The following is a 15947-nucleotide window of genomic DNA, read 5'->3' as shown; positions in this document are numbered from 1 at the left end:
TAGCCCCGCCTGGAAACAGTGTGGGGCTTTTCTTTGCGCGCGGGGAAAAGCCGCAAACTACCTGCTCCCGACCCTCGTCCAGTCATCCTCGCGAACGCGGGGATCCATGCTGATCTTGACCTGATGCGCAATTACCGCAAGCTGGAGCGCGCTCTAAAACTGCGCTTGGATTCCCGCCTGCGCGGGAATGACGGGGCAGAGGAGCAGCTTGTAACTGAAATCACTGCGCCGCCTTTTCCCATTCTTCTTCTTGCAACAATCGCCACATTATCTTGCCGGTAGGCGACTTAGGAATGCTGTCGGTAAACTCGATTACAACGGGGCATTTATAAGCCGCCATGTTGTTCTGACACCAGCTGACGATACTTTCCTCGCTGGTCTCTTCATTACCTGCAGCCAGCACGACAAAAGCCTTAACGGTTTCGCCTCGACGCGGATGTGGTGTTGAGATCACGCAGACTTCACGAATCGCTGGATGCGAATACATGAGCGATTCGACCTCGGCCGGCCAGACCTTGTAGCCTGAGGCGTTGATCATGCGCTTGACGCGGTCGACCAGGAAAAAATAACCATCATCATCGTAGTATCCCAAATCGCCGGAGCGGAAGAATCGGTGGCCATCGACTTCGACGAAGGCTTCTTCTGTTGCTTCCGGTCGGTTCCAGTAACCCTTGAATATCTGCTCACCGCGCATGATGATCTCGCCGGTAACCCCAGGGCCTACTTCCTCAAGGGTATCGACATTGATCACCCGAGAGTCGACGCCAATAATGGGGATGCCCAGGCATTGCGGTTTGCAGGCCTGCGGCGGATTAACGTGCGTGGGAGCGATGGTTTCCGACAGGCCATAACCTTCCATATAGATAAGGCCGGTCTTGTCGATCAGTTTCGCAGCCACGGCGGCGGGCATGGCTGCCCCACCACCGCCTATACTTTTCAATGAGCTGATATCGTACTGATCGATATCCGGGTCAGACAGCATGTCGACGACCATGGTCGAAATGTTGCGCCAGGTATTCACCTTGACCCGCTGAATTAGCTCAGCTGCTACCTTGCGGTCCCAGCGCGTCATAACCACTAGCGTACCGCCTACGTATAGCGTGCTGTTCATGCACGATTGCATGCCGGTGACATGGAACATGGGCACTGAGACCAGGTGCACCACGTCATGCTGCGCATTGGTCCAGACGGCACCGTATACGGTAGTCGCCATGACGCTGTGGTGCGTATGCACGCAACCCTTGGGGTTGCCAGTCGTGCCTGAGCTGTAGGGGATAACGCATAGATCATTGGGGCCCGCCGTCAGCGGTCCCGGCGGCAGATGGGCCGCCAGGGCAGCTTGCCAGCGTGTCACGCCGGGTAGCTTTGGATCAGTGGCAGGTTCACGTACGGCCTCGGGCAGATTCAGATCGGTAGGTTCGCTAACGTATTCGGAGTAGGCGCTAACAATGACCTCACGCAAATGCCCCTCACCGATATGCCCCGAGATGTGCTCAAGCAGTTCCTGGGCGCAAAGCGCGACGGGGGCTTGGGTGTCTTCAATCAGGTACTTGATCTCGGCCGAGCGATTCATCGGGTTGACCGGGACTACTACGGCATTGGCGCGCAGGATGGCGAAATAGCCAATGATATATTGCGGGCTATTCTGCATATATAGCAGCACCCGATCGCCAGCCTTCACGCCGGCTTGCTGAAGGTAGCCAGCTAGCGCCTCGGCCTGCCGTTTGAATTCGTTATAGGTAACATCGGTGCCGTAATAATGAATCGCGGGATGCTCACCAAAGCGCAAGGCCGAGACGGTAAGGTTGTGAAAGATGCTGGTGGCGGGTAGCTCCAGCTCCCTTGGAACTTGAGCGGGCCAGACCTTGAAGTGGCGTTCGAACATGCGCGAGCTACCTGTAACTGTTGTTGTTTTAACGGTGCATCCAAGCCGTGATGGTGCGGCTGTCGATGCCATTTTCATATTCACATGAGAGTAGCGCCTTCTCGAGTCTATTGTGAACCGCCAGTCATTTTGGTGTTGGGCAGTCATAAGCGCTCTTAAGGTTGCCTTGTAGCCAGAAGGCGTTGGGGCTCAGATGCGATGTTGGATAAGGTATAGTAGAGGCTAACCATTGCCAGACCTTGGCGAGTCTGGATTGACTGTGCGCGTCGCTATAACAGCAACAAGAGGAGTACTTCCGATGAGTCAGGATCGCGTGATTATTTTTGATACTACCCTGCGTGATGGCGAGCAAAGCCCAGGCGCATCCATGACCAAGGAAGAAAAGCTACGTATTGCCAAGGCGCTGGAAAAGCTCAAGGTCGATGTTATTGAAGCCGGGTTCGCGATCGCCAGTCCGGGGGACTTTGCTGCGGTCAAGCTGATTGCCGATACCATTCAGGACAGCACCATCTGCAGCCTGTCCCGGGCGATGGATGCGGATATTGATCGCGCCGCCGAAGCGCTCGCAGGCGCGAACAGTGGCCGTATTCACACCTTTATCGCCACCAGCCCTATCCATATGCAGCACAAACTCCGCTTGCAACCGGATCAGGTGGTTGAGCAGGCTGTCCGCGCCGTCAAGCGTGCGCGTAATCTGTGCCCGGATGTAGAGTTTTCCTGTGAGGACGCAGGCCGTTCAGAGATTGATTTTCTCTGCCGTATCATCGAATCGGCAATCAATGCGGGCGCGCGCACCATTAATATTCCCGACACCGTAGGCTATGCTATTCCCCACCAGTTTGGCGAGATGATCAGGCAGATCATTCGGCGCGTACCGAATGCCGACAAAGCGATTTTTTCGGTTCATTGCCACAATGATTTGGGTCTGGCCGTAGCCAACTCGCTGTCCGCGGTGATCGCGGGCGCCCGCCAGGTCGAATGCACGATCAACGGGCTGGGCGAGCGCGCCGGTAATGCCGCGCTGGAAGAGATCGTCATGGCGATCCGCACCCGTGAGGATGTGTTGGCTGTACAGACCGGGATCGTCACCGAAAATATCCTCGCTGCATCCAGATTGGTTTCGGGCATTACCGGATTCGTTGTGCAGCCGAACAAGGCCATCGTCGGCGCGAATGCCTTTGCCCATGAGTCGGGGATTCATCAGGACGGCGTACTCAAGCACCGCGAAACCTACGAAATCATGAGTGCGCAGTCAGTCGGCTGGCATACCAACAAGCTGTCCTTGGGTAAGTTGTCCGGCCGCAATGCGTTCCGTTCGCGGCTAGCTGAGCTGGGTATAGAGCTGCAGAGCGAAGCGGAGATGAATCTGGCATTTGCCCGATTCAAGGAATTGGCGGACAAGAAACATGAGATCTTCGATGAAGATTTGCAGGCACTGGTTTCCGACACGCTGACCGAAGCGGTCGAGCATGTGAAACTGGTCTACCTGGATGTCGCCTCGCGCATGGGCGAGACGCCGCAGGCGCGGGTGGTGTTGAATGTTGACGGCGAAGAAATGGAAGCCAGTGCGCCAGGCTCTGGCCCTGTGGATGCCACTTTTAAGGCGATCGAGCAGATGATCCATTCGGAATCCATCCTGCAGTTGTATTCGGTCAATGCGATTACTCAAGGTACGGACTCCCAGGGCGAGGTCACCGTTCGGCTGGAGAAAGCTGGGCGCATCGTCAACGGTAACGGGGCGGATACCGATATTGTCGTGGCCTCGGCGAAGGCCTACATCAATGCATTGAACCTGATGCGCGAGGGCGCTTATCGGGCGCACCCCCAGGCGGCTGCGGTCTGATGCGTGAGTCAGTGCGACTGGCTTATCTCGAGGCCATGGAGGTGACCGCTTGGGTACCGGTACAGCCGTTAGCCCATGCGGCGCTGCGCTCGCCGCCGGAGCCGGAGCTGCCCGAAGAGGACATTCAGCACATCATGGCGCCTGCGTCGGTGGCTGATGCGGCTGTTGTCGAAAGCGTGACTGGCGAAAAACTGGCTATCGCCCCTGAGCCCGCGACCATACCTGCTGCGCGCAAGTATGAATTGCCGCGGGTGTCGCCGCCCAAACCGGCTACCTTGCCTACAAAGGTCGAGCCGGAAGCAGAAGAGAATGCCGTGCCTAGCGTCGAGTTGGCTGCGGTCGCACCATTTTATCTGCAGTTGTGGATGGCCGGACCTTGCGCGTTGCTGATTGAGACGCCGGATCCGGGTGTTGAAAAAGGGACGCCACACTATAATCTGCTTACTGACATTCTCCGCGCTGCCGAGTTAACGCCGACCCCCCAGTTGCACGCCGATTTTCGTTGGCCGTTGAGCAGGAATCCACAGGTAGCGCGCAGCGCCGCTGCCGCCAGTGAGGCGTTACAGGCATTTATGCAGGCGCGTCTGGAACAAACGCCAGTCAGCTCCATAGGCTGTTTCGGTATTGCGGCGGGTCTGCTCGCCGAGACCGACCCGCAGCAGGCGGAAGCGCTTTGCGGCCGCGAGGAAGCGCTGGAGGGTTTGGCGGCGGCCTGGTTTGCCCCAGATTTGCAGACGTTGATGAATAACCCCCAGGAGAAGGCGCGCCTATGGCACTTGTTGAAAAGGGTGATGCCTCGCTGGCAGGGCAGGGCATGACCGAACTGAGCTACCGGCCGATGCTTGAATCGGACCTGGAACAAGTGCTGAGTATTGAATGTGCCGCGTTCAGTCATCCCTGGACACCGGGTATTTTTCTCGATTGCGTGCGCTCCGGGTACGAGTGCTGGCTGCTGTTTCACGGTAACCAGCAGGTAGGGCATAGCGTACTGTCTGCCGCCGGCGATGAGTCGCATTTGCTGAATATCACCATCAAGCCCGAGCATCAGGGCTTCGGATTTGGTGCGGCATTGTTGGCATTTATTATCGAGCGCGCCAGGCAGCGTAAAGCCGAGGTGACCTTCCTTGAAGTCAGGGCTTCGAATGAAGCAGCGGCACGGCTTTATGAACGCTTTGGTTTTAATGAAATAGGACGGCGGCGAAACTATTATCCAGCAGCGGGCGGCAGAGAAGATGCGCTGGTAATGGCCTATTCGCTGATTGACTAGATGTGATCCGAACAAGGTAGGGTAGATGACTGATTTGACGCAGCTGTTTGACAACAACCGCGCATGGGCTGAATCCATCAAGCAGGAAGATCCCGAGTTTTTCTCCAAACTGGCGGGCCAGCAAGCGCCTGAATATCTCTGGATTGGTTGTGCCGATTCCAGGGTGCCGGCCAATGAGATTGTCGGCTTGTTGCCAGGCGAGCTTTTTGTACATCGTAACGTCGCCAATGTGGTGCTGCACACCGACCTTAATTGTCTTTCGGTCATGCAGTTCGCGGTAGACGTGCTCAGGGTCAAACATATTATCGTCACGGGTCACTACAATTGCGGTGGTGTGCGTGCGGCGATGCAAAACAAACAACTCGGCCTCAGTGATGGCTGGTTGCGCTCGATTCGCGATCTGTATTACGAACAGCGCAATACACTCAGACGGATAGAGAGTGAGGAGGCTCAGCTGGACCTGATGTGTGAGTTGAATGTGAAGCGTCAGGTGGCCAACGTCAGCCACACCAGTATTGTTCAGAATGCTTGGCATCGCGGGCAGCCCTTGGGCGTGCATGGCTTTATCTACGGCCTCAAGGATGGGCACCTGAAGGACCTGGAGGTGCCTGTTGATAACGCCGAGCAGATCCCCGAGCAGTACCGACTGAGCCCCCCTTGAACCCGCAGGCACGCACCTGGGCCATGGCCGGACTGGTCGTCTGCACCCTGGCCTGGGCCGGCAATGCGCTGGTCGCCCGGGCCAGCGCTGGGATGCTGCCGCCAGTGGGGCTGTCGTTCTGGCGCTGGTTCACTGCACTGTGCCTGGTGTTGCCTTTCACCGCGCGTGGTCTATGGCGTTACCGCGAGGTATTGCTCGCGCACTGGAAGCAGATTGTCGTGCTGGCTGCGGCCAGTATCACCAGCTACAACACGCTGTTGTATCTGGCGGCGCAGAGCACCACGGCGATTAATATCACGCTGGTCAATACCGGCTTGCCGGTATCGGCGTTTATCTGGACGCTGATTCTCCTGCACCAACTGCCCACGCGCGCTACGCTGCTGGGCACCCTGCTGTCGTTCATTGGCCTGCTGGTCATTCTCACCACTGGCGATCCGTCCCGCCTGCTGGCCCTGGAGTTCAACACCGGGGATTTGATCATGGTGATAGCAGTGCTCACCTGGGGCCTTTATTCAGTATTGCTGAGGCGCTGGCCGATGCCGTTGCCTGGCTTGATTCAACTGGCCGCCATGTTGCTATGTGGCGTGCCGCTGCTCTTGCCGTTTTACCTGTGGGAGTACAGTCAGCTGGGCGGCATGCCGCTGACCTGGCACGCCGCCGGTGCGATAGCCTATACCGCCGTCATAGCTTCGCTGGTTGCCTATCTGGCCTGGAATAATGGTGTGAAGGTGCTTGGTCCTGCTACCGCTTCGCTATTCAGTTATCTGATGCCGGTATTTGCGGCGCTGCTCGGCGTTGCGCTATTGGGTGAGTCGTTGCATTGGTATCACGTTGTGGGTGGCGCGTTGACCTTTCTTGGATTGGTGCTGGCTACGTGGGAAGGGCGCCGGTCATGACGCGTTTATGCGTCATTCCCGGCGATGGCATTGGCCCGGAAGTCGTGCCGGTGGCGGTGAAGGTATTGGAGCGGTTATTACCCGACCTGCAGGTTATAGAGGCCGAGGCCGGCTGGGAGTGTTTCAAGCATCACGGTCAATCGGTTCCGGAGTCCACCTTGCAGACCATGCGCGATTGCGGCGCCGGCCTGTTTGGCGCTGTGTCGTCACCTCTGCAAGCCGTCGCTGGTTACCGCAGCGCGATATTGACCTTACGTCAGAAACTGGCATTGGCCGTCAATCTGCGGCCGGTACGCAGTTGGCCCGGCCTTTCGGAAAAGCTCGGAGTGGACCTGCTGATCCTGCGCGAGAACAGTGAAGGGCTCTACGTTGGCAAGGAATACATGGCGAGCGCAGACTTGGCCATCGCCGAACGCCACATCAGTCGTCAAGCCAGCGAGCACATCGCCCAGCGCGCCAGCGATATCGCCAGATTGCGCGGCAGCCGGCGCATTACCTTAGTGCACAAGGCTAACGTGCTGCCGTTGACCTGCGGCTTATTCCGCGATAGCTGCCGCAAGGTGCTGGAAGCGAATGGATTATCTGCCCTGGTCGACGAGCGTCTTGTCGATGTGGCGGCTCTGCAACTGGTCGAGCGGCCCGAGGAGTTCGATCTGATCGTCACCACCAACCTGTTTGGCGACGTGCTGTCGGATCTGGCCAGTCATTGGGGTGGCGGCTTAGGTCTGGCGCCGTCGCTGAACTGGGGGCAGGGCATTGCCTTGGCCGAACCGGTGCATGGTAGCGCGCCGGATATCGCTGGTAGCGGCCGGGCGAATCCGCTGGCCGCAGTACTCAGCGCCGGCCTGCTGTTGCGTTATCACTGGCAACGCATTGAGCAGGCGGACCAGCTTGATCAGGCAGTCGCGAGTTTATTGCAAGAGGTTGGCAAGGCGGACTGGGGCGAACAGACCACCCGGCGGTTCGAGCAGGAGCTGCTGGCGCGGCTTTAGCTGATAAAAGCGGCACGTAAAAAAAAGGGCTAGCCGAAGCTAACCCTTTGAAATTGTTGGTGGCTACACCTGGACTTGAACCAGGGACCCCAGCATTATGAATGCTGTGCTCTAACCAACTGAGCTATGTAGCCATCCGAGGCTGCGCATTATTCAGTTGCGCGGGATGAAAGTCAAGCGCTCCGGGCGTTTTATTTGCGTGTCTAATCAATCGGTTAACTTTGCAACCACAGCAGTGTGATGGCGGCGGTGCGGGCGTGCGGGTATTGACTAGTCGCTGCCCAATTCCAGCTTGGTGAACACTTGGTCGCCTTCCGCTTGAGCCTGGGTGCCCACATCCAATAGATAGACGCGAGAGGCTTCCAGGCCGGCGTTGTCGACTAGGTAGGCCTTGATAGCATCGTTGCGCTGCTGGGCCAGTCTGCGCAGAATGGCGGTGTTCTGGCCCCATTGGGAGGTGATCGCCTGACGCAGATTGTTTTCGCGCTCTTCAGTTGACAAGGCCTGCCAAGCGTCGGGAATCTCCTGCTTCAGCCTGGCCTGGTAGATGTCTTCGAGCATGTCACTTTTGTCTTTATCGGCCACGCTGATGTGGCTGGCGTCCTCGGGTACTTGTTCGCCGCGCTCCTGGAGTTGACGGAACCAGCGTTGCTGGAACTCGCGCTCCAGGCGCTGCTCGCCCAGCAATGGGCCGTCGTGCGCCGGGGCGCTCATGCCTTCGATCTCAAGCAGCAAGCCTGGACGGTCCCGCAAGGCGATCGCTAGCGTGTCCAGCGACTGTCTTGCCTGGTCATCCAGTTCTGCGCTGCCGGGTTGGAAGCCGATCTGGCTGAGATCGGCGTCGCTGCCGCCACTGACTAGGCCGGCAAGCAACTTGAAGGGTGCTTGCACGGCTCGTTGCATCAGGTTGCCGAGGGCTTGCCAGACAATCGGCAAGACGCTGAATTCCGGGTTGTTCAAGTCGCCGCTGATCGGTAGCTCGATATCGATGTTGCCACGCGAATCCTTGAGCAGTGCGATAGCTAGGCGCACCGGTAGATCAATGGCGTCGGGGCTATCGACCCGCTCACCCAGTTGCAGGTCTTCGAGCAGTAGTTTGTTTTCGGCGCTGAGGAGGCCTTGCTCGATGCGGTAGTGCAGGTCGAGATTAAGGCGGCCTTTGCGGATGCGGTAACCGGCGAATTTGCTGGAGTAGGGCGTTAGGGTAGTGAGTTCGACGTTGCGAAAACGGGTGGTGATGTCTAGGCTGTTTAGTGGATCGAACGGCGTGACACTGCCCTGGATGGTGACGGGCGCATAGCGGTCGACATTGCCGGTGATATCAACCTCGGCTGGCCGGGTACTTTGATTGTCCAACGTCCCTATCTGGCCGTTGAGCTGCTCGACAGCGGTGCCAAAGGGCGGGCTGAGACTGAAGTCGGCGAAGTTGGCGGAACCATCCTCGATCTGAATGCTGCCGATGCGCAAGGCCAGTGGCTCGGCAGCGCCCTGTGGCTCTTGCGTGTCGGATCGGTCAATGATCAGCGCGGCGATATTGGTGCTCAGATCCTGGTTGATGATGAAGCGCCCGTAGGGCTGTCGCAGGCTTGCGCGTTCTATCGCCAACCTATTGTCTGCATAGTCGATGCCGAAGAGTTGCAGTGCGTCCCATTTGAGCAGGTCGCGGTTGGCTATGGTATCCAGGACGTGTAGCTGATTCACTGTCGCGGTCCCGGTGACGCTTAAGTCCAGAGGTTCAACGGCGGCCAGTGTTACATCCAGCGCGCTGTCCAAACGGCCGCTGCGCAACTCCATTCGGACGAAGGGGGCCAGGTAAGTCTGGGCCAGACGCAGGTCAAGGTCCTGGGTAGATACGTTCAAACGCGCGTTTGCTGGGTTAATCTGCGCCTGACCTGTGGCGCTGAGCTTGCCGCGTTGGCCGACGCCGGTGTTCAGCTCCAGATTGAAGGGGGTGTCGCCCTGGCTGTCGAACTGACTGAGGGTCAAATCCAGCGGACCCAGCTCCAGCTCCACATTATTATTGGGCTGCTGATCACGCAGATGCAGTTGATATTGACTCAGTTGTGCCTGATTCACTTGCACGCGCCAGGGGGCTCGAGCTGAATCCCCCTTGGTGGTGGGCCGAGACTCGAACAGGCTCAGCCAATTCAGTTCGCCATTTTCAGCGCGCTCAATCCAGGCTTCCAAGGCGGTACTGCGCACTGCGCCAATGCGGACCTGGCGGCTGGCCAGGTCGACCGCTGTATCAGCGATCTCGACACGTTCCAGCTGCAGCAGGGGCGCCTCGTCAGTGGTCTGCAGGGCAAGGTCGTGCAGGTGCAGCCTGGCATTGTCTAGCCTGAGTTCAAGGGTACTCGACAGGTCTAGCTCATAGTGGCTGCTGAAGCCAAATAGACCGTCTACAAGCCTCAATGGCAACTGATCGCGTGCGTAGGGCCAGAAGGTGCGCAGTTCAGTGTCGGCTATGCTCAGGTGCCCTCTGGAAGCTAGCGGGATCAAACTCAAACTACCTTGCCAATCCAGCTCGGCGCCGTCCGGGCCGCTGGCAGTGAGAGACATTTCGGCATTATCTTCGGACGCCGTGCTCAGGTGCTGCAGTTCCAGATTGATGCTGTCGTAGGTGAAGGTCACGGGTTCCGAGGGGCGCCGGTCGCGAAAGTGAAGTCCGTTCTCCACCAGAATGAGGCGTTCTATGCGCACCGGGAAGGGTTCGGCTGGAACGGCCTCTTCCTCGAGCGGTTCTGAGCGGGCGTCGGGCTCGGAAGGCTGCAGCATCTGCGTCAGGTTCAGATTACCCTGCTCGTCAAAGAGTATCCGGACCTGGGCGCGCTCCAATCGCAGATCTGCCAGGTGCAACGCACCCGTCCACAGTGATTTCCATTCCAGGTTGGCGTAAAGCCGCCGCCAGACCAGATCCGGCTCTGCGTCGTCCCCAATATGCAGCGAGCCCGCGTCAAGCTCCAGGGTAAAGGGGTTGAATTCCAGGCTCTTAAGCTGCGCAGGCGCTGATACGCGCTGCTGCAATTGCTGATTGATCAGATGCAATGCGGCGCCGGGCAACAGCAGAAAACCTATCAATGAGTAGATAAACAGGCCGATCACTAGTGATACGGCAATAGTTTTTGCTCGTTTTGGCATGGAGTGCTGACAACCTCTAGGCGCAAATGTAGGCGAAGTATGGCACGGGTTGCTCTAGGCTGCGGTTGTGCGGGCAAAAAAATCCCCCGCAGCAAAGGCGGGGGACGGGTTACTGCGAGGCTGCAGGTCAGACGTTGAAACGGAAGTGCATTACGTCGCCGTCCTTGACGATGTATTCCTTGCCTTCCAGGCGCCATTTGCCGGCTTCTTTGGCGCCAGCTTCGCCGTTGTACTTGATGAAGTCCTCATAGGCGATGACTTCGGCACGGATAAAGCCTTTTTCAAAATCGGTGTGAATCGCGGCGGCCGACTGCGGCGCAGTGGCGCCGACCTTGACGGTCCAGGCGCGGACTTCCTTCACGCCGGCGGTAAAGTAAGTCTGCAGGTCCAGCAATTGGTAACCGGCGCGTATCACGCGGTTCAGGCCAGGCTCTTCCAGGCCCAGGGATTCGAGGAACATGTCCTTTTCCTCGCCATCGTCCAGCTCGGCGATTTCTGCTTCGATCTTGTTGCACACCGGCACCACGATCGCGCCTTCTTCGGCTGCGATGGCGTTGACCACGTCCAGGTGTGGATTGTTCTCGAAGCCATCTTCGGCCACGTTGGCAATGTACATGACCGGCTTGCTGGTCAGCAGGTGGAAGCTCTTGATCAGCTGCTTGTCTTCCGCACCCAGATCCTTGATCAGTGAGCGGGCAGGTTTGCCTTCGCTGAAGTGCGGGATGAGCTTTTCCAGCAGGGCTTTCTGCGCTACTGCTTCCTTATCGCCACCCTTGGCGTTGCGCGCGACCTTGTACAGCTGCTTTTCGCAGCTGTCGAGGTCGGCGAAGATCAGTTCAAGGTCAATGATTTCGATGTCGCGTTTGGGGTCGACGCTATTGGACACGTGGATGACGTTGTCGTCTTCAAAGCAGCGTACCACGTGGGCGATGGCGTCAGTTTCGCGAATATTGGCGAGAAATTTGTTGCCCAGGCCCTCGCCTTTTGAGGCGCCCGCCACCAGGCCGGCGATGTCGACGAACTCCATGGTGGTCGGCAGGACTTTCTGCGGCTTGACGATGGCAGACAGGGCGTCCAGGCGTGGGTCGGGCATGGGCACGATGCCGCTGTTCGGCTCAATGGTACAGAAAGGAAAGTTTTCTGCTGCGATGCCGGATTTGGTCAGCGCATTGAACAGGGTGGATTTGCCAACGTTAGGCAGACCGACGATACCGCAATTGAATCCCATACTGGTGTCCTCTGCCGCACGGCGGCGAATAATGTAATCAGGCTTTGAAGCTGTGTAGGCGCTGCATGACCTTGGTCCAGTCGCCATCGATAATGCCTGGAAGTTCGCGGATGGCTTCATCAACGCAAGCTTCCAGGGCTTCCTGTTCGGCTTTGGGCGCGCGGCCCAGTACAAAGCCGGTCACCTGCGAGCTGTGGCCGGGATGGCCGATGCCGAGTCGCAAGCGATAAAAGGTATTCTGATTGCCCATGCGGGCAAGTATGTCTTTCAGACCGTTGTGCCCACCGGTGCCGCCGCCCTGTTTGCACTTGACCACGCCAGGTGGCAAGTCCAGTTCATCATGGGCAACCAGTATTTCTTCGGGGGCAATGCGGTAGAACCCAGCCAGCGCGGCGACAGCCTGACCGCTGCGGTTCATAAAGGTGGTGGGAATGAGCAGGCGTACATCCTGACCCTGGAGGCTCAGGCGGCCAGTCAGCCCGTAGAACTTACTTTCCATACGCAGGGCGACATTATGCTTGTCTGCCAAGCGCTCAATAAAAAGGGCGCCAGCGTTGTGACGGGTCAGTTCATATTCAGGTCCTGGATTTCCCAGGCCGACGATCAACTTGATTCCCTGTGTCACAACGCGGCGCCCCTCTGGGTATCAGCGGGAAATTACTCCGCAGATTCCTCGCCTTCAACCTTCGGTTCGCTCGCAGTGCTGTCTTCTTCGTCAGACACAACACGTGGCGCGTGAACGTTGGCTACTGGCAGATCGTGATCTGTGCCTTGAGCCAGAGCAACAATGCTCACGCCCTTTGGCAGTTGCAGATCGGTCAGGTGAACGATGCCGCCCAGCTCGATCTTTGCCATGTCCACTTCGATGAACTCAGGCAGGTCTTTCGGCAGGCAAGTCACTTCCACATCAGTCATGGTGTGAGAGATGATGCCGCCGCCTTGCTTGATGCCAACGCAGGTATCTTCGTTGATGAAGTGCAGGGGTACATGCACGGTCACTTCGTGGCCGGCAACAACGCGCAGCAGGTCAGCGTGCATCACGTGGCCTTTGGCCGGGTGACGCTGCAGAGCCTTGATCAACACGTCCTGCTTCTTGCCATCAACGTTCAACTTGATGACGTGTGAAAAGAAGGCTTCGTTTTCAAGCGCTTTCTTCAGTTCACGGGCTTCCAGGGAAACGCTCTGGGGAGCCTTTTCGCCACCGTATACAATGGCAGGTACCATATCGGCGTTACGACGCAGGCGGCGGCTCGCACCTTTCCCCAGATCATCACGCGCTATCGCTTTAAGAGTGAAGTCGACCATAGTTAGTCTCCTTGCTGAACATCCGGGCACTTGCGACCAGCGCGTCGGATGATTGATATAAACCCGGCTGTCATCAGCCGGGCTGTTTACCCAGTGCCCTGTTCCTAGCGGAACATGGCACTGATGGATTCTTCATTACTGATTCGGCGCATCGCCTCGGCGATAATCGGTGCCATATCCAGCTGGCGAATACGGTCACAGGCTGCGCTTGGACCGGTCAGCGGGATAGTGTTGGTCACGACCAGTTCGTCGAGCATTGAATTGGTAATATTATCTATCGCCTTGCCCGAGAGGACGGCATGCGTGGCGTAGGCAAAGACTTTGTCTGCGCCGTGGTCCTTCAGGGCCTTGGCTGCATGACACAAGGTGCCGGCAGTATCGACCATGTCGTCGATCAGAATGCAATTGCGGCCTTCCACATCGCCGATGATGTGCATGACTTCAGACTGGTTGGCCTTGGGTCGACGTTTGTCGATAATCGCCAGGTCTGCACCGATCTGCTTGGCTACAGCGCGGGCGCGGACTACACCGCCGATATCTGGGGATACGATCATCAGATTATCGTGACGCTGACTGATCAGGTCGTCGACCAGTACCGGTGAGCCATAGATGTTGTCGACGGGGATATCAAAGAAACCCTGAATCTGGTCAGCGTGCAAGTCGACGGTGAGAACTCTGTCGACGCCGACGGTGCCGAGCATGTCGGCCACCACTTTGGCGCTGATGGCAACGCGCGCCGAACGCGGACGGCGGTCTTGGCGGGCGTAACCGAAGTAGGGCATAACGGCAGTGATACGTGACGCCGAGGAGCGGCGCAGGGCATCGGCCATGATCACCAGTTCCATCAGGTTGTCATTGGTCGGTGCGCAAGTGGGCTGGATGATAAAAACATCCTTACCGCGAACGTTTTCGTTAAGCTCGACAGTGACTTCACCGTCGCTAAAGCGACCAACCGAGGCGTCGCCTAGGGGAATGTGCAACTGACGCACGACGCGTCGTGCCAGATCGGGGTTGGCGTTCCCCGCAAAAACCATCATCTTGGACACGCTGCATTACCTTTTTTGGGTAGTGGTCAGTGCGAATGAATCCGCGGCACGGCCATGCAGATGCATTGGACCCGAAGCGGATTCAAAATGTAGTGGTTGCTGCCGGAAAAAATGGCAGGGGCGGCTGGATTCGAACCAACGCATGGCGGGATCAAAACCCGCTGCCTTACCGCTTGGCTACGCCCCTGTAACTGTCCGGATGCACGGCTGCATCCTTATTGCGCGTCTTTGTTGAGCATTTGGTGTAACGGTGATCTGTTACATCCGTGTGCGACAAAGCTTTGCAGAGTGGCTGGCAACCGGGCGCGAACTTTATCAGCTTCGCGTTCGTTTGGGAAGGCCCCAAACACACAACTGCCAGTTCCGGTCATCTTAGCCTCACAATAATTGTTTAGCAAGATCAAAGCGTTACGTATTTCAGGATAACGCTCTTCCGCGACCGGCAGGCAATCATTACGACCGCCTTGTTCTCGGAAGGCCGCTAATGTAATGGGCTGGGTATCACGCGTCAACCTTTGATCAGAAAATATCTCTGCGGTGCTGACCTGGCAGGCCGGCACAATGACCAAATACCAGGGCTCATCGAGCTCTACCGGGGTGATTTTTTCGCCCACCCCTTCCGCCCAAGCGGCGCTGCCAAGCACGAAAACCGGCACGTCGGCGCCCAGTTGCAGGCCTAGTACAGCAAGCTCTGCGGGTGTTACGCCGGTCTGCCACAGGTGATTGAGACCGACCAGTGTGGTTGCGGCGTCCGAACTGCCGCCGCCGAGTCCTCCGCCCATCGGCAAGCGCTTGTGCAGCACAATATCAGCACCCAGTGATGTGCCTGTGTGTTGTTGCAGCAGGCGGGCGGCACGGGTGATGAGGTTGTCGTCCGTTGCTACGCCTGCCAGCTCGCTGTGAAGCAGAATCTGATTATCTGAGCGGCAGGTGATGTCCAAGGTGTCGGCGATGTCCAGAAACTGAAACAACGTCTGCAGGGTATGGTAGCCGTCGGCGCGGCGCCCGGTGATATGCAAAAACAGGTTGAGTTTGGCTGGTGCTGGCAAGCTCAGAGAGGTGGGGCTCATGGCAGCGTGCGTGGCTCCCAGCTGGTGACTACCAAGGTCAGCAGCACGTCATGGCCGGATAACTGCATGCGCTGTGGCAACTGCATATTCCCGACTGTTTGATAACGGCTATATTCGATCGTCCAGCCGGACTGATTGAGTCTTGCCAGCCGACTGTCTGTATCAAGCTGCAAGCGGCTCGGGCTATCAGGCGCGGGCAGGCCGCGGACCCACCAGAGCAGGTGCTCGACCGGCAGCCGCCAGCCTATCTGTTGTTCGAGTAGCTGTTCCGCCGAGGCGGCGCGCATGGTGGGCTGGCCGGCGATATCCAGGACGATACCGTTACTATCGCCTTGCAGTTGCGTCGCGCCACGGCCCAGCGGGCCGGACAGGCGGATGTCGTAGCGCTCCTGCTGTTGCTCCCAATACAGGGTGCCGCTGCCGGACTCTTGGGGTGAGCGTACGCCGAGCTTACCGTGGATCAGCCAGGCGTCGAGTGATACCACGCTCTGGCGGTGTAGCTGCCAGGCTTGGCTGTCACCGCCCAGTTCGAGGGTTTCGCGTTGATGCAGGTTGCTACAGGCGGCGAGGGTGGTGATTATTATCAGCAGTGACAGGTTACGAAGCAGGCGCATGG

The 15947-nt window shown here is 58.0% G+C and carries 14 protein-coding genes and 2 tRNA genes; 6 read left to right on the top strand and 10 right to left on the bottom strand.

The genetic code is table 11. The annotated features are described in order from the left end of the window. Positions 1–220: 220 nt before the first annotated feature. Positions 221–1885, bottom strand: a complete 1665-nt coding sequence (locus tag K787_RS0102725; protein WP_022961252.1) for a long-chain-fatty-acid--CoA ligase — start codon at positions 1883–1885, stop codon at positions 221–223. Positions 1886–2183: 298 nt separating this feature from the next. Here K787_RS0102725 and K787_RS0102720 point away from each other — a divergent pair, with 298 nt between their 5' ends. Genes K787_RS0102720 through K787_RS0102695 form a run of 6 tightly spaced genes read left to right on the top strand, consistent with a single transcriptional unit; the run spans position 2184 to position 7544 of the window. Continuing rightward, positions 2184–3728 (top strand): 2-isopropylmalate synthase, encoded by a 1545-nt coding sequence (locus tag K787_RS0102720; protein ID WP_022961251.1) that lies wholly within the window; start codon positions 2184–2186, stop codon positions 3726–3728. Continuing rightward, positions 3728–4546 carry a hypothetical protein gene (locus K787_RS0102715; RefSeq protein WP_022961250.1) on the top strand — a complete coding sequence of 273 codons (819 nt, stop codon included), beginning with the start codon at positions 3728–3730 and terminating at the stop codon, positions 4544–4546. Before K787_RS0102720 ends, K787_RS0102715 begins: the two co-directional genes overlap by 1 nt. Beyond that, positions 4543–4995 (top strand): ribosomal protein S18-alanine N-acetyltransferase, encoded by a 453-nt coding sequence (gene rimI, locus K787_RS0102710; RefSeq protein WP_028614524.1) that lies wholly within the window; start codon positions 4543–4545, stop codon positions 4993–4995. The genes K787_RS0102715 and rimI overlap by 4 nt, the downstream gene beginning before the upstream one ends. A gap of 25 nt (positions 4996–5020) precedes the next feature. Then, entirely contained in the window at positions 5021–5656 is a 636-nt protein-coding gene (gene can, locus K787_RS0102705) for a carbonate dehydratase (RefSeq protein WP_022961248.1), read from the top strand. Between the two features lie 23 nt (positions 5657–5679). After that, entirely contained in the window at positions 5680–6552 is an 873-nt protein-coding gene (locus tag K787_RS0102700) for a DMT family transporter (RefSeq protein ID WP_040640756.1), read from the top strand. Then, the gene (locus K787_RS0102695; RefSeq protein ID WP_022961246.1) at positions 6549–7544 is read left to right on the top strand and encodes an isocitrate/isopropylmalate dehydrogenase family protein; all 996 of its coding nucleotides are present in this window, start codon (positions 6549–6551) and stop codon (positions 7542–7544) included. Before K787_RS0102700 ends, K787_RS0102695 begins: the two co-directional genes overlap by 4 nt. Positions 7545–7601: 57 nt before the next feature. Here K787_RS0102695 and K787_RS0102690 read toward each other — a convergent pair. From K787_RS0102690 to lolB, 9 genes are all read right to left on the bottom strand, one after another. Beyond that, positions 7602–7678, bottom strand: a tRNA-Met gene (locus K787_RS0102690). 136 nt (positions 7679–7814) lie between these two features. After that, entirely contained in the window at positions 7815–10682 is a 2868-nt protein-coding gene (locus K787_RS0102685) for a DUF748 domain-containing protein (RefSeq protein WP_022961245.1), read from the bottom strand. Positions 10683–10809: 127 nt separating this feature from the next. Further along, on the bottom strand, positions 10810–11910 hold the full coding sequence (ychF, locus tag K787_RS0102680) for a redox-regulated ATPase YchF (RefSeq protein ID WP_022961244.1): 1101 nt from the start codon (positions 11908–11910) through the stop codon (positions 10810–10812). Positions 11911–11947: 37 nt separating this feature from the next. Then, entirely contained in the window at positions 11948–12535 is a 588-nt protein-coding gene (gene pth / locus K787_RS0102675) for an aminoacyl-tRNA hydrolase (protein WP_022961243.1), read from the bottom strand. A 32-nt stretch (positions 12536–12567) separates the two neighbouring features. Continuing rightward, positions 12568–13215 carry a 50S ribosomal protein L25/general stress protein Ctc gene (locus tag K787_RS0102670; protein ID WP_022961242.1) on the bottom strand — a complete coding sequence of 216 codons (648 nt, stop codon included), beginning with the start codon at positions 13213–13215 and terminating at the stop codon, positions 12568–12570. A 104-nt stretch (positions 13216–13319) separates the two neighbouring features. Then, complete coding sequence (locus tag K787_RS0102665; RefSeq protein WP_022961241.1) at positions 13320–14261, bottom strand: ribose-phosphate pyrophosphokinase; 942 nt, start codon at positions 14259–14261, stop codon at positions 13320–13322. A gap of 112 nt (positions 14262–14373) precedes the next feature. Next, positions 14374–14448 (bottom strand) — tRNA-Gln (locus tag K787_RS0102660). 28 nt (positions 14449–14476) lie between these two features. Next, a complete protein-coding gene (ispE, locus tag K787_RS0102655) occupies positions 14477–15331 on the bottom strand; it encodes a 4-(cytidine 5'-diphospho)-2-C-methyl-D-erythritol kinase (protein ID WP_022961240.1) in 855 nt (284 codons plus the stop codon). After that, positions 15328–15945, bottom strand: a complete 618-nt coding sequence (lolB, locus tag K787_RS0102650; protein ID WP_022961239.1) for a lipoprotein insertase outer membrane protein LolB — start codon at positions 15943–15945, stop codon at positions 15328–15330. The genes ispE and lolB overlap by 4 nt, the downstream gene beginning before the upstream one ends. Positions 15946–15947: the final 2 nt, after the last annotated feature.

The organism is Halopseudomonas pelagia CL-AP6 (genome assembly GCF_000410875.1).
Classification (GTDB): Bacteria; Pseudomonadota; Gammaproteobacteria; order Pseudomonadales; family Pseudomonadaceae; genus Halopseudomonas; species Halopseudomonas pelagia.
This window is presented reverse-complemented; position numbering and strand designations above follow the sequence as displayed.